At 33.4% G+C, this 20,173-nt stretch carries 15 protein-coding genes; 6 read left to right on the forward strand and 9 right to left on the reverse strand.

Features of this window, described 5'->3' with window-relative positions:
- Positions 1-206: 206 nt before the first annotated feature.
- Together AAGE00_RS00210 and AAGE00_RS00215 are read right to left on the reverse strand one after the other, a co-directional pair.
- Positions 207-1,274 carry a rod shape-determining protein gene (locus tag AAGE00_RS00210; protein ID WP_019236777.1) on the reverse strand — a complete coding sequence of 356 codons (1,068 nt, stop codon included), beginning with the start codon at positions 1,272-1,274 and terminating at the stop codon, positions 207-209.
- Between the two features lie 20 nt (positions 1,275-1,294).
- Entirely contained in the window at positions 1,295-2,713 is a 1,419-nt protein-coding gene (locus tag AAGE00_RS00215; protein ID WP_341815259.1) for a carboxypeptidase, read from the reverse strand.
- A gap of 274 nt (positions 2,714-2,987) precedes the next feature.
- Between AAGE00_RS00215 and AAGE00_RS00220 the strand changes: the two genes are divergently transcribed.
- From AAGE00_RS00220 to ftsH, 3 genes are all read left to right on the forward strand, one after another.
- Positions 2,988-3,467, forward strand: a complete 480-nt coding sequence (locus AAGE00_RS00220) for an OmpA family protein (RefSeq protein ID WP_007302208.1) — start codon at positions 2,988-2,990, stop codon at positions 3,465-3,467.
- 142 nt (positions 3,468-3,609) lie between these two features.
- Positions 3,610-4,902 carry a tRNA lysidine(34) synthetase TilS gene (gene tilS, locus AAGE00_RS00225; protein WP_007302207.1) on the forward strand — a complete coding sequence of 431 codons (1,293 nt, stop codon included), beginning with the start codon at positions 3,610-3,612 and terminating at the stop codon, positions 4,900-4,902.
- Positions 4,903-4,914: 12 nt separating this feature from the next.
- On the forward strand, positions 4,915-6,744 hold the full coding sequence (ftsH, locus tag AAGE00_RS00230; RefSeq protein WP_007302206.1) for an ATP-dependent zinc metalloprotease FtsH: 1,830 nt from the start codon (positions 4,915-4,917) through the stop codon (positions 6,742-6,744).
- A 124-nt stretch (positions 6,745-6,868) separates the two neighbouring features.
- Here the strand turns inward: ftsH and AAGE00_RS00235 are convergent, their stop codons facing one another.
- Positions 6,869-7,738, reverse strand: a complete 870-nt coding sequence (locus AAGE00_RS00235; RefSeq protein ID WP_341815260.1) for a hypothetical protein — start codon at positions 7,736-7,738, stop codon at positions 6,869-6,871.
- 236 nt (positions 7,739-7,974) lie between these two features.
- On the opposite strand from AAGE00_RS00235, the gene AAGE00_RS00240 reads away from it, so the two are divergent.
- The 3 genes from AAGE00_RS00240 to AAGE00_RS00250 all read left to right on the forward strand — a co-directional run bounded on the left by AAGE00_RS00240 (position 7,975) and on the right by AAGE00_RS00250 (position 10,835).
- Complete coding sequence (locus AAGE00_RS00240) at positions 7,975-8,469, forward strand: hypothetical protein (protein WP_149168710.1); 495 nt, start codon at positions 7,975-7,977, stop codon at positions 8,467-8,469.
- A 284-nt stretch (positions 8,470-8,753) separates the two neighbouring features.
- The gene (locus tag AAGE00_RS00245; protein WP_007302203.1) at positions 8,754-10,016 is read left to right on the forward strand and encodes a pyruvate dehydrogenase complex dihydrolipoamide acetyltransferase; all 1,263 of its coding nucleotides are present in this window, start codon (positions 8,754-8,756) and stop codon (positions 10,014-10,016) included.
- Between the two features lie 57 nt (positions 10,017-10,073).
- Complete coding sequence (locus tag AAGE00_RS00250) at positions 10,074-10,835, forward strand: hypothetical protein (RefSeq protein ID WP_213863824.1); 762 nt, start codon at positions 10,074-10,076, stop codon at positions 10,833-10,835.
- Between the two features lie 99 nt (positions 10,836-10,934).
- Here AAGE00_RS00250 and AAGE00_RS00255 read toward each other — a convergent pair whose 3' ends face one another.
- The 6 genes from AAGE00_RS00255 to AAGE00_RS00280 all read right to left on the reverse strand — a co-directional run bounded on the left by AAGE00_RS00255 (position 10,935) and on the right by AAGE00_RS00280 (position 20,126).
- Positions 10,935-12,680: a type I secretion system permease/ATPase gene (locus AAGE00_RS00255; RefSeq protein WP_341815261.1), complete on the reverse strand. Its 1,746-nt coding sequence runs from the start codon at positions 12,678-12,680 to the stop codon at positions 10,935-10,937.
- A gap of 284 nt (positions 12,681-12,964) precedes the next feature.
- Entirely contained in the window at positions 12,965-14,089 is a 1,125-nt protein-coding gene (locus tag AAGE00_RS00260) for a hypothetical protein (protein WP_341815262.1), read from the reverse strand.
- 245 nt (positions 14,090-14,334) lie between these two features.
- On the reverse strand, positions 14,335-16,590 hold the full coding sequence (locus tag AAGE00_RS00265) for an ankyrin repeat domain-containing protein (protein WP_341815263.1): 2,256 nt from the start codon (positions 16,588-16,590) through the stop codon (positions 14,335-14,337).
- 111 nt (positions 16,591-16,701) lie between these two features.
- Entirely contained in the window at positions 16,702-17,712 is a 1,011-nt protein-coding gene (gene tsaD / locus AAGE00_RS00270) for a tRNA (adenosine(37)-N6)-threonylcarbamoyltransferase complex transferase subunit TsaD (protein ID WP_213863822.1), read from the reverse strand.
- A gap of 72 nt (positions 17,713-17,784) precedes the next feature.
- Positions 17,785-18,522 (reverse strand): hypothetical protein, encoded by a 738-nt coding sequence (locus tag AAGE00_RS00275; protein ID WP_012481913.1) that lies wholly within the window; start codon positions 18,520-18,522, stop codon positions 17,785-17,787.
- A 176-nt stretch (positions 18,523-18,698) separates the two neighbouring features.
- On the reverse strand, positions 18,699-20,126 hold the full coding sequence (locus AAGE00_RS00280; protein WP_010403276.1) for a sensor histidine kinase: 1,428 nt from the start codon (positions 20,124-20,126) through the stop codon (positions 18,699-18,701).
- Positions 20,127-20,173 lie beyond the last annotated feature (47 nt).

Consider the following 20,173-nt stretch of genomic DNA (forward strand, 5'->3'; position numbering starts at 1 on the left):
ACAAACCTGTGTCAAGCACTGGAATCCAGTTTCTATTACACAATTTCATCGAAACAGCATACTTATTTGTAGTCAAGTTCCAGTGTCAAGCGCTGGGATGACACCCCTTCCTGCTGGAAGTTGCCTTTAAATTACTTGGTGCGTGACACTGGGATCTCATTTATATTACATAATTCCATCAAAACAATTCGATCTTCAAAAACAATTTAATCTTGCTTGAATAAAACATGGCCAAAATAGTCCATGTTTTCAAGTACTTTTCCGCTACCCAGGGCAACACAACAAAGTGGATCATCTGCAACACGAACTGGTAATTTTGTTGTTTCACTAATAACTTTACTCAAGTTGCGCAATAACCCACCTCCACCAGATAAAATTATTCCTCTATCAACTATATCAGAAGAAAGTTCGGGTGGAGTACTCTCCAGTGCAGTTCTAATAGCAGAAATTATCTGATGTACAGGCTCTATTAGGCTCTCTGCAACTTGATATTCTGATAAAAGCATTTCTTTTGGCATACCACTCACTAAATCCCTGCCTTTAATTATCATTCCCTCTTTGTTGTTTTCAACTGGCAGACTGGCTGAACCGACGTTTTTCTTAATTTTTTCAGCAGTTGTTTCGCCAATCAATAACTTATGATTTTCACGAATGTATGACTTTATTGCCTCATCCATAATATCACCACCTACTCTGGCAGAACGTGAATAAACAATTCCACCTAAAGAAATAATTGCAACTTCAGTTGTACCACCTCCTATGTCAACAATCATAGAACCTTCAGGTTCGGTAACTGGAAGTCCAGCCCCAATTGCTGCAGCCATTGGTTCTTCAATTAAGAATACTTCATTTGCACCAGCACTTTCTGCTGCATCTTGTATAGCACGCCTTTCAACTGGGGTAGATCCAGATGGAACACATATGATAATACTAGGCTTATTAACAGTGAATCTTGTGTTTGCGCTGCGTATGAAATATTTTAACATTTCTTCCGCGCTTTTAAAATCAGCAATAACTCCGTCTTTCAAGGGCCTTATCGCTTCTATTTCTCCAGGTGTTTTTCCGAGCATCATCTTAGCTTTTTTGCCAAAAGCATAAGGAACGTAACTTCCTTTTTCTTTTACTCTTGCTACAACTGAGGGTTCATCAAGCACTATCCCCTGATTTTTCTGATAAACTAAAGTATTTGCAGTACCAAGATCTATAGCAATATCGCTAGCAAATAAACCTTTGAAAGTAAAAAAATTTCTGATTAAATTCTGAACAAAACTCATACACAACTCAAGAAAACCATTTATTGAGACAAATTATACTTTTCAGATAAGTAACTAGTGTAGCACTCAATATCTAAATCCCTACCTGTTACCTTTTTTAGCTGTTCCAAAAAGCCATAATTTGCACTATATACATTTTTAGAGAACCAATCGATAAGTAAACTGAAATCTCCTTTTACTATAGAATCTAAAAATTCGTAATGATTTTTCTTAATGAAAGAAAAAAACTGCACAGCAGCGATTAACGCTATGACTTTAATAGGAAAGTAGCCTATAACACCACTTATCCAATACTCATCTTGAAAATAAGTGTCTAGCTCATTTTTAGCTTTTACTGAAATCTTGTAATGCTTCATACCTTCCAGCCATTTATCGTGTAGATCTTTAACTTCTAACGTACCATTTATTAGATCTTGTTCTAATTTAGTTCTTAGCATAATGTGAGCCAATAAACTAAATTCATCCGCATTCTTCAAAAAAGATGAAAGATTTACTTTATTGAAAATCAAATACAAATTTTCAACACTACTATTAATTTTGCCTTTTGTAGAAAGTTTCTCCTTTATGTGTGGTTGAATGAACTCAATAAATTCTCTCGATGTTCCAATGATCTTTTCCATGAATAACCCTTGAGTTTCATACATAATATGTTTTGTAATTGAGCTCTTTATAGAATTTTGCGCTAAACATTTTTGATGAATTGCATAACCAGTATGCCGTAAAAGTAAAAATAAACCATAACAAAGGTCAGATTCATCATAATCGATAGAATCGTAATAAGAAATGGAAATCTCATTTGGTGTAACACTCATTTGCTGTAAGAATAAGGAACCAAGTTCAATCTGTCTCTGAACCGTAACTTTTTGTATATTAGTAACCTTATCCTTCTTCTGCTTTTGAGTTACTTTCTCTACATTTTCACTAAAAAATTTACCTAGCTTAGGAAATATTTCCTTTATGTTCTTTTCTGTGATATTAGAGTCATAGTCAGCAAGCAATGACTCATAGTTTGAGCGCTTTAATTGCTGCGATTTTATAGAAGCTGCTTCACGAGTAAGCTTAATTAGGTTAGTAAAGCATTCTTTCAGCTTTTCTAAGTTACTAATTTCAGAATTAGTTAGCCTCCATAAGTTTTGGCATTCAATCTTAGCTTTGGACAAAGATTTTACTAAATCAACAGGAATAGCACTGCTGCTTTTGTGTATCCCCTCTATTAACTTTAGCTGCTGAATATTAGCACTCTTTTTATTCCTAAGAGCATTCGCTAATGATTCCTTTATTGCATCATGAGAGATAATTTCATGTCTGATTTCCTCTAGAAGACACATTTGTTCAACTTTGTCCTCTACATTCAATTGGCTTTTGCTTAGTAGTTTTAGTGTGTTTTCGATATTCCTTACCTTATGTAATACTTCCCCTAAAAACTTATAAGATCTCATTTTTATTCATTGCTTTGAAACATCTGCTTAATATCGTAATAGATTAATAATAAAGTTAAAAGTATATTTGCTTAAAGTACAATAAAAAATTGTATTTTTATTCTTTTATTGTACTTCATTGCTAAGAATTGAGCATCTTATCAGAAAATTAATTATAAGATTGTAAAGAAAACATTTAGTATTTTATTTCCCTTGACTCTATTCTAGTATAGAGGGATTATTAGTACTAAAATTAAAATTACGCACTATATTTTAAATTTATGGAGGTTTAGTGATGTGGAGTAGACTGATTATAATGTGTTGTTTTTGTTTACTGCTTACTGGTGTAAGTTCTTGCCCTAAAAAAGGAGTAAATACGACAAATAAAATGAATGCTGTTGTTAAGCAGATAGGTGATAAAAGAGTTTTCTTTGGTTATGATGAATCTAGTATCAGTGAAGTGAGTGCAGATGCATTACTTGACGTGATGGAAGTGTTACAAAATAATCCTGACGCAAAGGTCACTTTAACTGGTCATACTGACAATCGTGGTTCTCACGAGTATAATCTTGCACTAGGAGCTAGAAGAGCAGATGCAGCTAAAAAATTTATGGTCAGCTGTACACCTTATCTAGAAAATAGAATAAAAACTGCTTCTAAAGGTGAAACTGAGCCTTTGGTTAATGTAAAAGATGATTCTAGAAATTCTAAATATGAAAAAGAGCATGCTAAAAATCGTAGAGTGGAATTTTCATTTTCTGGAATAAAGAAGTAGTTTCTTGCATTAAAACCTGGATCCCAGTGTCAAGCACTGGGATGACAAAAGAGAGCAATTCCGCTGCTTGTTAGCGGGATCTATATATACCACAAATAAGTCGCTGTATGACGTAGAGACTATCTGGCCATCAAGAAACATAATGAAATTAGAGTTATTATTTCAAAATATAGCTAATAGTTTTGCTTTCCATAACCAAATCGCAGTTGCAGTATCAGGTGGTGTAGATAGTATAGTCTTACTGCATTTAATGACTAACTGGGCAAAAAAAAACAAGCTTTCACTTCCTATAGCATTAACAGTAAATCATGGGTTACGTTCAGAGTCTCAAAAAGAAGCTGATTTTATTATAAGTTATGCAAAAGAACTTGGAGCAAAGGAATCGTTCATATTAAATTGGGAGAAGCAAAATATTAAAGGTAATATTCAGTTACAGGCACGAAAAGCACGATATAAGTTACTAGCAGAGTGGTGTAAAAACAATAATGTTAAATGTTTGCTCGTTGCTCATCACAAAGATGATCAAGCAGAAACGTTCTTATTAAGATTGGAGCGAGGTAGTGGAGTAGATGGATTATCATCAATGGATTACAAATCTTTCTTAAATGGTATTTATATATTTAGGCCGTTGTTAAATTTTAGTCGTAGTGAAATAGAAAGGTATGCTAAGCTTCATCAGTTAAGATGGATCGAAGATAGAAGCAATTATGACTTAAAATACAGACGAACTTTATACCGTAACTTACTTAAAGCAAGTGATAATCAAGATGTTCTAACAGAGCGAATATGCCTTACAGCACTTCATATGAAAAGAGCTGCAAAAGCGTTGATGCACTACACACGCCTTGCATTTGATGATTGTGTTAATGTTCATGATTTTGGTTATATTGAAATTAAACTAAGTGAATTTTATCAATTGCCAGAGGAAATAGCCTTGAGGCTTCTTCTTTACTCTATAATGGCAATTGCCAGCAAACATTATAAACCAAGGTACAACAGCCTTATCGTAATATTTAATAAAATATTGCAAAAGGGTAGTAATGTTAACTGTACACTTTCTGGGTGCAAAATAAGAAAATATGGAGAAAATATCTTAATAATTAGAGAATCGTCAAAGATACAAGAAATTACTGTACACTTACCATTAAATGGTTCTATTGAATGGGATAACAGGTTTAGCTGCACAATATTTGGAGATCAGGAGTGTTCAGTAACTATTGCTCCACTAAAGAAAACACAAAAAATCCCTGAATTTCTAAAAAATTATGATTATTGCTCTGAAGTTTACTATTCTTTGCCTACAGTACAAAAAGATGGAAAGATGCTTGCTTATCCTGATGTAAATTATAACGGAAAAAATACCGATGATGATAAGGTTCGATTCATTATTAATAGCACGATAAAACAAAATTTGGTAAGCTTGATTAGTATTTAATTAGAAATGTAAATGAAAAAATTTTTAGAAGGCTTATTGATCTGGTTAGTGATTATTGTTCTTATTTCAGTTGCTTATATTCAATTTAGCGGAAGTATAGGTAAGAGTAAAACAACCATACCTTTTTCAGAATTTTTAACTAGACTAGAAGATAATGATATAGAAAATATTACAATAAGAAACCAAAGCATCGAAGGGAAGTTTAGGGATGGGTCAGCCTTTAACTCAAGTGGTGTTATATATAGTGACTTAATAAAAAGTTTGCATGATAGGAAAGTGAAGTTCTCCTTTTCAATTGGAGACTCTGCAATAGGTATAATTGGTGGATTACTTATTCAATGGGTTCCGACGCTTATCTTTATCGGTTTATTACTTTTCCTTTTTAAACAAACGCAAGCAGGAGGTAATAGAACTATAAGCTTTGGCAAATCAAAAGCTAGGCTTATGACTACTGGAAAAAAAGTGACATTTGATGATGTTGCTGGGATTGATGAAGCAAAAGAAGAGTTGGTTGAAATTGTTGATTTTCTTAAACAAAGGCAAAAATTTCAAGTGTTAGGTGGGAAGATACCAAAAGGATGTCTTTTAATTGGTTCCCCTGGAACTGGTAAAACTCTACTTGCTCGTGCAATTGCAGGTGAAGCTAATGTACCGTTTTTTAGTATTTCTGGATCTGATTTCGTTGAAATGTTTGTCGGTGTTGGTGCAAGCCGTGTCCGGGATATGTTTGATCAAGGCAAGAAAAATGCTCCTTGTATAATTTTCATAGACGAAATAGATGCAGTAGGTAGGCATCGCGGCATTGGTCTTGGTGGCGGTAACGACGAAAGGGAACAAACATTAAACCAGTTACTGGTTGAGATGGATGGTTTCGAGTCTAATGAAGGTGTGATAATAGTTGCTGCAACTAACCGTCCAGACGTCCTAGATCCAGCACTACTTAGACCTGGTCGTTTTGACCGACAGATTACTATTTCTTTACCTGATATAAATGGGCGTGAGAGAATATTAAATACGCATATAAAGAAAATATCGATAGCACCAGATGTAAACGTAAAAACAGTTGCGAGGGGAACGCCAGGTTTTTCAGGGGCTGATCTAGCAAATTTAGTGAATGAGTCTGCGCTTATTGCTGCAAGAAGAAATAAGAAAATTGTTACCATGGATGATTTTGAGTATGCACGTGATAAAGTGATGATGGGCATGGAAAGAAGGTCCTTAGTCATTACAGAAGAAGAAAAAAAGCTTACTGCTTACCATGAAGCTGGTCATGCAGTAGTTGCAGTTAATATGCCTGCTTCTGATCCTATACACAAAGCAACAATTATTCCACGTGGTAGAGCACTCGGTTTAGTTATGAGACTACCAGAAACAGATAGAGTGTCCCTCACAAGAGAAAAGATGCTAGCAGATATAACTGTTGCAATGGGTGGACGTGTGGCAGAAGAGCTAATTTTTGGCTATGATAAAGTCACAAGCGGCGCATCTTCAGATATAAAACTAGCATCAGATTTATCACGTGCTATGGTGACAAAATGGGGAATGAGTGACAAAATAGGGCCAATATATCACAATCGTGAACAAATCACACATGATTCTGAGACAATTTCTGAAGATACGTTAAGACTTATAGATGAGGAAATAAAGAAAGTTGTATTTTCTTGCTATGAAAAAGCAAAAGACATTTTAACCAAGCGTAGGAAAGACTTGGAGCTCATTGCTGAAAATCTACTGGAGTTTGAAACTTTAACAGGAGATGAAATAAGAGACATATTAAGTGGAAAAAAAATTGTTAGAAATGAAAATGAAGGTAAGGAAGAGGTAAGGAGATCCTCTCTCTAATCAGATCTGGCTTTATTTAACCGCTAAAACAAAAATTTTTAATTAATTAGCTTAAGTTATAAGATCATAGTTAAGCCGATGTATTTTATAAATGGACTTTTTTGAACATTCTTCCAATTTTTTTCTAAATAACTCTTTGCCTATTTAAATAAGTATGTTCAGTATTAGAGCTTTCCAGACCGCTACTAGGAGAAAGATTAGGTTCTTGACCTTTAAACATCTCTATTAGCTTTAATACAGGAGCAGTTCCTGCTACAATAGCTCCTATAACAGCAGTAGCACCCATGATGAGAAGAATCGGTTCTGCAGTGGTGATTACACAAAGCTCAATACATAAACCAGCAATGACCATACCAACCATTATACCAATGAAAGCACCTACAATTATGGATGAAACTACACCAATTAATTCTCCTATTTTTGAACTAAGTGGTACTTCTCTTTCACGTCTAATACGCCTAATATAGCGTGACCTCATTTGTCCTCTCATTATTACATTTTCATCCCTGTTTCCAAAGAGATTCAATGACGCTTCTCTTTCTCTAATAAAATTTGGCCGCATTTGTTGTTCTCTTGCCCTTCTTCGCTCTCTCATTATTATGTTTTCCTCAAAGAGGTTTAGTGGTACTTCTCTCTCACCTCTAATTCTAACATGATTTAGCTGTGCTTGTTCTACTAATAACCTTATTGTACTTTTTATTTCATTTAGCGGTGCTCTTCCTACAATATCCTTAATTGCCTTCTCAAATTTTAATAGCGACTTGTTATTTAGTCTGACATTATTCTGAGAATCACAAACAATAACCCAATCTAAAATTGGCTTTTTTTGACCACCATACTCTATATAATCATTAATGTGTTCCTTTAGTTTTTTAATTATCTCTACTGCTCTTGTTTCCATAGCTTCTATGGCGCTATCTTCACTTTCTATGAGTATATTGAAAACAATTCCTAATAACTCCTGTTGTAAATCCTTTCCTTCTTTAATATTCATAATTAGCCTCAACTTTTATATGCTATTTTGCCAAAATAATTTTACCAAATAAGTAATATATATACAATAATTCTCGTTTAAAAATTTTTTTACATTGGCTTATCTCAGTTATGTTTTAGGATGTAAAAGCTTCTTACTTTAATAATTTATTAAAGTAAACCATATATGGATTGCTATTTAGGAGCAGCTGTTGTACTTTAATCAGAAGGTACAGTAATGTAAGAAGGAGGTACTTTATGTCTTTAAAAAATGAAATTTCTGAATTGATAGAGCAACAGCTTGGCATTAAATATCATGACAATTGCTTAGCTTACACTATCCATAATTCGGCTGCAGGTGAAATATCCGATTCTATTGCTCTTTGCATAGTTGGCTGTGGCGATTGTGAGATTAAGTATCAAGGTATTGCTAATTCATTTAACATAACGAAAGAAGAAATTAACCAAAGTAATATAGAAAGCATAAAAAATAAGATAGAAAGTGAAGCTAGAAAAGAAGGTAGTGAATTTTCCGAGTTGATTTCTAGAATGGATCAATCGCTGAAAGAACAAAGTGAAAAGTCTATTATACAGATTTTAAATTCATCTGCTGAAGAGATGTTAAGGAGTTTTTGTGGTAGTTCTATACAGAGAACAGAGGATAAAGAAGTTAGTCTGTCCTCTGCTTCACATGAAGAGCCTGCTACAGAAGATTCGGAAACTACTATTAATTCTGATCTTTTATCAATTTAACCAGCTCCTCATATAAATTTTTTCTGTACCCAAGCTATATGTTTGTGAGAGGATAGTAAGCACTACATTTTTCTATTTCCATTATAACAGATTCGTCTATTTTCATGATGATCTTACTATTTGTACTCTGTCTAGGACTAAGCAATAGAAATAGTAGGATAACAGTAGTCAACCAAGATTCCAGCATCACGTACTAGGATGATATAAGTATCATAATTTACGATTAGATTGACATAGGGTAAAGAGTAAATTAAAAGTTAAATAGATCTTTTAATACAGAATAAATGCCTATAGAAATATTGATGCCTGCTCTTTCCCCAACAATGAGTAAAACTGGAGGAAAAATTGTAAAGTGGTGTAAAAAAGAACAAGATAAAGTTGAAATAGGTGATGTAATCGCTGAAATTGAGACTGATAAAGCCATAATGGAGTTTGAATCTGTCGATGAAGGAGTTTTGGCAAAAATTTTAGTGTCGGAAGGAACAAGTGGCGTGCCTGTAAATCAACTGATAGCTCTAATGTTAGAGGAAGGGGAAGATAAAAGCGCACTTGATTTAGCTTCTGCCATCAATACCAAGGTTGAGAAGGAGGTTGAAGCCGATTTTTCAGTATCATCCAACCCTTCGATTTCATCTAGCTCTTTAATGTCATCCCAGTGCGTGACACTGGGATCTAAAAAAGAGGATAGAGCAACAGAAAATAGAATAAAAGTAAGCCCCTTAGCTAAAAAAATAGCTCAAAATGAAGGTGTTGATATAAAGCGATTAAAAGGTACAGGTCCATATGGTCGTATCATCAAAGCTGATGTATTAGAATTTTTAGATCAAACTAAAAGCTATGAGAGATTTGAGGAAAATACAACAGTTGAAGTAAGTAATATGCGCCAAGTGATAGCGCAGCGCCTAGTTGAATCTAAGCAAAATATTCCACACTTTTATTTAACTGTAGACTGCCACGTTGATAAGCTAATATCGCTCAAAAATGAGGTTAATTCAGCAAATGAGAACAATAAAGTAACAATTAATGACTTAATTATAAAAGCTGTGGCTTTCAGCATGAAAAAATTTCCTGATATAAACTCATCGTGGATAGATACTAAAATAGTAAGATACTCAAATATAGATATCTCAATTGCTGTAGCGCTTGAGGATGGACTGATTACTCCTATAGTAAAAAATGCTGATGAAAAAAGTGTTTTATCTATATCAAAAGAAGTGAAAGATTTAGTAAATAGAGCAAGATCTGGAAAATTAAGGCCTGAAGAATTTCAAGGAGGAGGGTTTACCATTTCTAATTTAGGCATGTTTGGTATAAAAACTTTCAGTGCTATAATCAATCCACCACAGTCTTGCATTATGGCTGTCGGCGCATCTAAAAAACAACCAGTTGTCATAAGTGAAAAAATAGAGATAGCAGAGGTAATGACAGTTACTCTCTCTGTTGACCACAGAGCAGTTGATGGAGCACTCGGAGCAAAATTTTTAAATGCCTTTAAGTACTATATAGAAAACCCTACGGTGATGCTTCTTGAGCCTTTATTATTATAATAAAATTAATACCTCTTAGTTTATACTTTTATTAGTTAATAGGTTTAGAGGTAAAATATGACTTATAAAAAGATAGAAAAACGTAGTATATCTTTTGATGCTACAAAATCAAAATTTTCAAACGATAGGTTTCAAATAGATTCCTCATCTAATGAGTCAATAGATACCATTGGTAAAAAATTTAAGTATGAAGTGAAACTTCCAGGTGTTATTCACACTACAACAAGAAAAAATAATGTTGGAAGCGGATTAAATGAGTTGGATCTAAGAAAGAAAAATGAAAACTCTTTCAAGATACCAATAAAGAATATTGAAGAATCAGATAGTAAGAGAAACCAAAGTCATTTGCTGTTTCAGGAGGACTCATTTCCAGAACTACCAGCATGTGCATATAAGCCAGCACTGCTGCCAAAACCATCAAAAGAAAAAATAAAGGAAGCTGTAGATAAAATGCGCAATAATAGAAAAGCTCATAATTCTGCAAGTGTTGAAAATGGTGTTAGTTCAGACAGGTTCAAAGTGCGCCCGTTCTTATGTAGTGATATAGATGGATATGTAGCTCCTGACAAACGTGACCGTAATCTAGAAAGGTGTAGGGTTACACATGATAGCAGTAAGCTTGAAGCACAAATGGAAAGAAAGCATGGGTTTCAATCAGATCCAAGTGTTAAGCATGTAAAGGCTGATACTGTAGTATGTTCTATTACTAAAGGTCATGACAAAAAAGGCGTTAAATCTGATGTCTCATATACACAAGAGCCTACATCAGAAATGTCTAAGGTTAATGTGAGAGAATTAGCAAATAGGTTCCGTGGCTAATCATTATTGGATTTTTCGAATAACAATTGCTTAAGATTTTATAAACTGTGCATATAGTACTCTATAAGAGAAAGAGAGGTGTGACAACTTCTCTCTTTCTTAACCACTTGCTGAAGAACGTTTATCTTCTGTGGCATCTGGTGATGGAGCAACTAATCTACTCAAAATCTCATCTTTTGGTCCCATAGCATAAATAACCCCATCTGACATAACGATCACTGTATTGACTACAGATAGTAGCTGTAGCTTATGAGTGATGATAACAGTGGTAGTATTTTGCTCTCTTGCAACATTGATTGCATTAATCAAGCGCGCCTCTCCATTACTGTCTAAGTTAGCATTCGGTTCATCAAGAACTAAAAGCTTAGTATTACCATAGAAAGCCCTTGCAAGTCCAAGAAGCTGTTTTTGGCCACCAGAGAGTACTCCTCCTCCAGGTCCTCCTATTGTTGTATCATACCCATTTGGTAAGCTCAGTATTAATTCATGTATTCCTGCAATTTTTGCTGCTTTGATTATTTCTTCAGGATTTGGATCTGGTCTCATGCGGGCAATATTAGCTTTAACGCTCGTGTTAAATAACTCAATATCTTGAGGTAAGTAACCAACATAATTACCAAAGTTCTCTCGATTCCAAGTATATACATCAGCGCCATCTAGTCTGACTACACCTGATATGGGTTTCCAAACACCAACGGTTAGTTTTGCAATGGTCGACTTACCAGAAGCACTTGCACCAATAACACCAACAACATCCCCTGGTTCTATTAAAAATGATATTCCTTTTACTGTTGGCTTATTACTCCCATAAGGAGTAAAGAATACTCTATCAAATTCCAACTTCCCTTCAGGCTCTGGTAGAGCCATAGTTTGCTCTCTTTTTGGTGATGTTAGGATAAGTCTTTGCAGCCTGCCATATGACATTTTGGCTTGATTTAAAAATTTCCAAGTATGAACTGCTGCATCAAATGGAGCCAATACTCTACCCATCAAAATCGAGGCAGCAATAATGCTACCGGCAGTTTTGTGAGCTGTGATTGCAAGTAATGCACCTGTTCCAATTACTGAAATTTGGAGAGTTGAACGTAAAAATTTAGTAATACCAGTAATTACATTAGAACGATTCTGCGCTGTAACTTGCATTGCACGATTTTGATCATTCCGTTTACACCAATCAGAAACTATAAATTCTGACATGCCCATAGCTTCAACCACCTCTGCGTTTCTTGTTGCAACATCTATAGCATTAATATTGCGTATAGTTTCTTCATTGGTTTCTCGCAATATACGCTTAGTGGCAAGTTCATTCCATACTGCCATTGAAACTAATATAATGATCCCGGCAATAGCTATAAACCCTGTAGAGGTATGTATCATAAAGATCACAACAAGGTAAATTAGCGACCATGGAGTATCGAACAGTGAAAATATACCATTTCCTGTAATGAAATTTTTTATTACTCCAAGATCTCGTATTGCTTCACCACTTGAAGTTGAGCTTTGTACTGATGTTAACCTGATTGACCTTACTATTAGATCTGGTGTTGCAGTTTTATCAATCCAATCACCAATTTTAGCCATAGCTAAATATCGACAAGTTTCAAGCATTGCAGAACATGCAAACGCAGATAAAGTAATAATCGTCAGCATAACTAGTGTTGACACACTCTCGCTCGATATCACTCGATCAAGTACCTGAGAGGTATAAAGTGGCAAAAATAACATTAACGCATTAATCCCTGAGCTAAACCAGAAAATGAACCAAAACGCACTCTTGCACTTCTCTAGACAAGTATATAGTATACTTTGCTTTAATTCCTTTTTTATTGACGGAGTGATTTCCACAATCTTCCTTTTATTTAATTATATGTACCATATATAGTTTTTATTTCAAAAGTATTAACAGTTATTGCCTTACCATATCATTAATGTAATAAAATATTAATGATATGCGAATATAAACTTTTTCATGGAAATTTAGCAAGGCTATCTAATTTCTTCTCTACTATAACCTTATACGATAGCCTTGCCAATTGTTCTACGTTTTTCTTATCTACTACTCAATGACAGTTCTTACTATCACTCCTCTGAAAGTTGATGCTATCAGAGTCAGTGACTACAATCTGCATCTATTTTCCTCTTTCTATATGATCAGGAAGTATTACATATTCCAATGATCTAGCTGTAATTGCTCTTTTTCTCACACAAGATGGACTTGAATATACCCTTGGTCTATATCTTTCGAATTTAAAACAGTCAACAGTAATCCCCTCCTCAAAGTTAGAAAGTATTAGAGATGGAGATTTACTAACTTCCTTATCACTCACAGGATTATTTGCACTACCATAACTCACATGACGCGCTGCACTATGATTGTTACCACACTCTTCTCTTGAGGTTGAACTGCTTGGATTAAAAGGAGTCGAAAATATTGAATACCCATTGGTATCACCAAATCGTTTTATCAACCCACAGTTTTCTTCATTCATTTTTGTAATATTCTCGTGATTAGCACCTTCTGATAAGCTTGATGAAGCGATAAGATCTTCTTTTTTCTTACTAAAGATATTGCCTATTTTTAGCTTAGTTGCAACATTCTTGAATTTGTTTTTCGGAGCTTTTGGTTTAATTTCTGAATTCTCATTTATAGTAATTACACATGATGGATTATCTAACTTGTCCATTGTATTTTGTACTCTACTGTTGCGTCTTGAACACAGACTAAGTTTTGCTGTTAAATCATTCAAAACAGGTGAACTTTTTCTACCTTCTAAAGACTTATTCGAACATAGTAGTGCACTACCACCCCTACTCATTTTCTGAGGAGAAATATTGAGTTTGTCTTTACTCTCTAATCTAGTTTCATGCGTAAACTTGTAAAGTTCATTTTCCAATCGTGAAATATCTTCTGCATTCTTTATTAATAGTTCCAATATTGAGTTGTATTCCTCCAAATCATGATCCCCTACTTTTGTCTTAGCTAACTTTCCTGTAGCCTCTTCAATTCTGTTCATTTTTTCAGTATAGTTTTCTATCTTACGTTTAACAGGTTCTTTTTGAAGGCCAATCACTAAGTTGTATAAGATAAGTAAAAATGATATCGAAGAAAATGCAATGGAAATCCAGGTAGGAATTTCTTCCTTTTCAGATTCTGCATTATTATACTTAATGCAAACAGAAATAATCACACTTGATATTGACATGGCCAGATTATAGTAGTCTAGAAGCTTTTTGCTTCTTTCTTGATCTTCCATGTTAAGTTTATCATATTTCCTTTTTTTGTTTTCCCTTATTTCATAAAAGAAATCTAAAAATAACCTCAAGATATTTGTGTCACCATGTTTAAAAGCATAATCTAAAGCTGTTTTTTTTGCATTATCCTTTATATCAAAATTTATCTTTTCATTTAAAGTTTTCTCTCCGGTGCTGATTGTTAGGTAGAATAAGGCTTTAATAGCTTTTTCCCTTAAGTGCTCATTTTGTTTACGCTTTTCTAAAACTAACTTTTCAAAAATTGACCTTGCTTAAAATCCTCATTTATAGTTTTTTCAAAATCATTATCACTCATTACAAGATAGTGTAATGCTGTTCTTCCAGATTTAGATACAACATTTAACATTTTCTTATTATAGGGGTAATGATTATCTTTCATAAAATATTCTATTAACTCAGCATTAAGGCTCATGGCAGCTAAATGTAGAGGTATAAGCCCTTGACTGTTTGTGTTAAAAAGTGGTACTGTGTTCCTAATAGTTGACTTAGCAATACTTTCAATAACATACTGAGAGAATTCTATGTCGTTGGCAAGAGCAGCCATGTGTAACGGTGTATTGTCATTTTCATCATATAACACTTTGATGCTAGCAGCCACCTTTTTACCTACAAGTTCTTTTGACACAAATTCAAGACATTCCTTATTGCCGCTCAAAATAGCTGCAAATAACAACTTTTTTTGTGTATTTTGTTCTAAAAAAATACCCTTTGGGCTTTTTTTTACCAAATACTTAACGCATTCTACTCTTCCACTGAGGATAGATAAGTGTAGTAAAGTTTGTCCATCCTTATTTTTCTTACTTAATATTTCTCCCACTCTCTCTTTTTTAAAAAGGTGCTCAAGGCATGATTTATTACCAACACGTGCTGCCATATGAAAGACGGTGTCACCGTTGCTATTCTCACGCAAAACCTCTTGATAAACGTCAAATTTCTTCTCTTCCAACTTTTTTTCTATCATGCTTAAAAACGATAAATCAAGTTGGGCAGCAAAATGTAAAGGGGTGTTTCCTTCATTATTACTCTTATTTACTTGCATGCTTCTGTCTATTAATAGACTCACACATTTTTTTCTTAGTTCTGTTTCTGTATTACTCGATAGAGCTAAGTGTAGGGCCATATTTCCTTTGTGTGTTTCTGTGCTTAAATCGTAATCAGGAAATTTCTTGAGTAAAGATGTTAGACAATCATACTTCCCGTACATTGCAGCTAAATGTACAAGATCTCTTCCATAATCACCTTTGGATTGAAGTATGCTATTTCCTATATTTTCATAAAATAGGTCTATACAATATGAATTACCATGTATAATAGCAATATGTAAGGGGGTGTTACCTTGTTTATTCTGAACAATTTTTGCACCTGATTGAGTAAACAATTTCATTAGCTGGTTATTTCCATGTTTTGCAGCTATATGCAATGGGGTGTTACCATCTACATTTTCTTGATTAATTTCACTTTTTCGTCTACCTAAAAATTTTAGATGCTCTATAAGAAAATTTATGGCATTTTCTTGAGTTTCTGAGTTACCTACAATCTTATGAAAAGGATTCTCATTATATTTATTTTTTAAAAATTGTACTTGATTATCAATGAAGAATTTTATGCACTCAGCATTTCCAGATTGCACAGCATAGTGTAATGCGTTATTTCCATATTTATCTGTTTTAATTTTCTCCCTATCAAAAATTCCTTTTGCTGTCAATATTTCTTTTAAATATTCTAGGAGGTTAGGACTTCCGCTTCTGGCAGCATAGTGTAACTCGGTTTTATTATTGGTAGTGCAACTAAAATCTGCTTCATTTTCTATGAGAATTTTCAAGCATTCTTTATTGCCAGATTTAGCCGCATAGTGTAGTGGTGTTTTACCATCTCTATCTTTATTCCTTACTGCTTCTTTAATGTCAAAATTAGAATTTTCTATCACAAAACATAAAATATCTTCTTTACCCGACTCAGCTAAATAATGTAGAAGTGTTTTATCATTACTATCTGCAAAATTCTCCAATTTTATAATCAATTCTCTGCCCATACTAAGAATTAGAGATACAGCTATTTCAACATGAATATCATAATTCCTATTTTTCTTTTGTTCTTTCCTAATTCTTTCAATAGCCACTGTTAATAGCGAAGAACCATCATTACTTATTATATTCCATCCATCTTGACGAAATTTTTCAGCTAATGAATCACTTATATTTTCTGCTAAAATCCTGCTTTTTATACAATCAAGATTATTAGTACATATATTATAGTTTTCTTCTTGAGTTACTTTATTAATATAATCATATATGATTATTAGGTCTTGCTTATTGACTTTATCTTCTGAATTGCCTTGTAATGAAGAGAGGTCTATCTCACTAATTGCTCTGGCCATAACAACGTTTCCCGCAACAAATAAACCTGAACTGAGTGTCTTTGCGCTTGTACTAGATTTAGCTTTGAAAACACTAATAACTGTGTCAAATTTATTTTTGAACATACTGTACCTCATAAATAATAATGCCGGTAAGGCTTTAGTAGATACCACTGTAATTTTAAAGCCTACAAAAATTCACCAGCGGCCGCATTATATAGTAGATAATTTTTTGTGCTAGTAATATTTTTCTAATTCCCACTTTGGCCTTGGTGCAAAGTCAAGAGAGTCTACATAGCTTCTCTGTAACCTTTCAATTCCTGTCCATCCAACCATCACTGCATTGTCTGTACATAAATTGCTTGGAGGAGAAAGCACGTTCAAGTCTATGTGCTTTTTTAATCTCTCTTTCAGGAAATTATTTGCTGCAACTCCACCAGTAATTACAAAATCATTGATTTTAATATTTAAAGATACAGCGATACCAATAGCATTTCTGACTCTATCGAGTAATATGTCGCTAATACACTCTTGAAACGAAGCACACATATCACACACATCCTGTTCACTCATTACAAATTCTCGTGCTAAGTTTTTTACCGCTGTTTTAATTCCAGAAAATGAAAGGTCACATCCAGAACGTTTTATCATTGCTCTTGGCAGCTTAAATCTCATACCATCACCTTTTTTAGCTAACTCTTCAATTAATGGACCTCCCGGATAGCTTAGACCCAGCGTTTTAGCGACTTTGTCAAATGCTTCTCCTAATGAGTCATCAAGCGTTTCTCCAAGTTTGATGTATTTACCTACATCCTGTACAATTAAAAATTGGCAGTGACCACCTGATATCAGCAGGACTAAAAACGGAAATTCAACCTCATATAGTAGCCTAACAACTAACGCATGTGCTTCTAAGTGATTAACTGCAATAAACGGTTTTTGTGTTACGTGTGCAATTGCTTTAGCCATCATTGTACCAATTATTAATCCACCTATGAGTCCTGGTCCTGATGTTGCTGCAATTGCATCTAGATCACAAAAGTTAAGGTTAGATTTTTCCATAGCACTTTTTATTAAACCACTTAAATGCTTCATATGAGCACGTGATGCTATTTCAGGAATCACTCCACCGCACTTTTTGTGCTCTACCTGAGAAAGAATTTCGTTAGCAAGCACTTGCTTATCACTATTTACAATCGCAACTGCAGTTTCATCGCAACTTGTTTCAATCGCTAAAATGGTTTTCATATATATTTGAACTCTTTAAATTGCGAGAACTATAACTTGAAATGTTGAAGAAGTGAACTTTGTTCTGCTGAGCTAATTATCATCTTCAAATATAGAACCAATTTTTTTGCTTCCAGGAGAAAATTTATTAGTCCAACTGCTTTGTACTTTGTTTATATCTTTAAAAGCAGTTTTATCGCTATATTCCTTTACTTCTTTATCTATTCTCTCCATTATTTGTAGATCCAGGTAGCTCTTTTTCCATTGGTTAGTAGCAAGAAATACTCTGTTTAAATCTTGAGTGCGAATTAGATATTCTTTATCTTTAGGATAAACTTCCTGAGCCCAAGCAAACAGCTCAAAATAGCGTGCGAATAACTCAGACGCACGTGATTTTGGAGTTTGGTAAACTTGTATCTCCTTAAATATAATTTGACCAATAATTTTTTGTACCAGAATATTTGACTGCTTTAAGTTCTGCTCAATATCCTGATAAACTTTATAGAGAAATTCTTGCTCTAAGCTTAAGTTCAGTTCATTTTCAACCATATGTGAAAGTTCATGTACTATGATGTAAGGATTTGACCTTCTTAGCACAATAACATACTTATTTAAACCAGAAGAACGAATTGTCTTACACACTCCCTCTTCCATATCCACTAATCCTTCTTGATATATTTCAAACGAGAGTCTAGTTTGCTTTATTATTGACAAAGTGAGGTTTAATGTATTTCTAAACTTCTCAAATTGATAGAGATATTTGACATATTGTATTACGTTTTCACTATTTCCTACTTGAGTTGCTTGTTTTATTAAGTTCCTGATTAGCATGCTTCATTATTAAAGGAATTTTCTTTATGCTCAAGAATTATAAAGTGTTTTCAGGAAGTATAGCTAAAAAAGTTTAATTTACTTACATTCCGCTACTTATTATTAGCCAAGAGGTATCACGTCAGTATGACTTAGGAATGTACTAGATATAAAAGTGCAATATCAAATATATTTTACTAAAAATCAATCAACTTTTCACATGTTTGCTCTTCATAAAAGAAGCTCAATGTTATCGTAGTACCAAGTTTTGCTTCACTTTGAATGTTGAAAGTCCCACCCATTAACTCTACTAATTTCTTGCTTAGAGGTAATCCGATACCTGTGCCTTCGTTTCTATATCCCGAATCTGCTTGGCCAAAAACGGACATAACTTTATATATGTCCTGCTGCATTATCCCTATTCCATTATCATGAAACTCAATAGTTAATAAATTTTTTTCTATATTCTCTTTAATAATCATTCTTATTAAACCACCTTGAGGAGTGAACTTGATTGCATTTGATAACAAATTTATTATAACTTGCTTCATTCTTTTGGGATCGGCGATAACTAATAATTGTTTATCAGATATCTCTTTCTTTAAACTAATCCCTGTTTCTTTTAGTTTAGGTGATAACATTTTTAAGCACGAATCTATTATCTTATTCAGATTAAACTTCACTTTCTCTACTGTTAAACTACTTGATTCAGCTTTAGAAAAATCGAGCACATCATTAATCAAAGCAAGTAAATGTGTACCAGCATTATATATATCGTCTACGTATTCCTTGTATTTAGAGTGATCTACCGAACCTAAAGTTTCATTTTTGATCAACTTTGCAAATCCAATAATAGCATTAAGAGGTGTACGCAACTCATGTGTAACACTTGCAAAAAATTTTATCTTATTTGCATTTTCTTGCTCTAATGCCTCTTTAACCCTTTGTAATTCAATATTAGTTTTATGCTGCTTGGCTAGCATTTGGGTATTGGAAAAGTGCAAATAAAGCATTATTAGTATTAAGATAACCAGTAATAAGCCCATTAATATTGAAAATAGACTATATACCATAATATAAGAGTCATTATAGCTTTGAATGATCTTCAAAAAAAATGAAGGCTTAATGTCATCTTCATGAAATATAGGGAAAGTAGAAGTTAATGTATTTCCTGTAGCGTAAAATATTTCTTGATTGCTTAGCAATTTATCAATTTCATCATTTGTAAGCAACTGCTCATAGTCATGACCTTGAGTATTAAAATTACTGAAAATTACTCTGGCATTTTGATCATACAGTATTAAGCTAAAATTTCTTACTTTGCTTACTGATTGTAACAATTCAGCACGCAATTTTACCAACTGGTTTATGTAATCAAAACTGTTATATTTAATATGATGTTTTTCTATTAGTAAATAATGATATTTTTTTATTATACTATTTTCCAATAGATCTTTTAAGTTTGCATTTGAATTACGGTAAAAAGAAAGAAAATTATTCTTTAATGAATAACTGCGGTATATTGTGCCCAATAAAACCACAAAAATTAATAAGAATAGCGAGATAATTTTTGTATATCTATTTGTTTTTAGTGTAGTAAAAATTAATTTACTTAATTTATACATATTCTTCTCATTGTGAAATAACGTCTTTTATGGTATTAATAAAAAAT

It is taken from the genome of Wolbachia endosymbiont (group B) of Aricia artaxerxes (assembly GCF_964026975.1).
GTDB lineage: Bacteria > Pseudomonadota > Alphaproteobacteria > Rickettsiales > Anaplasmataceae > Wolbachia.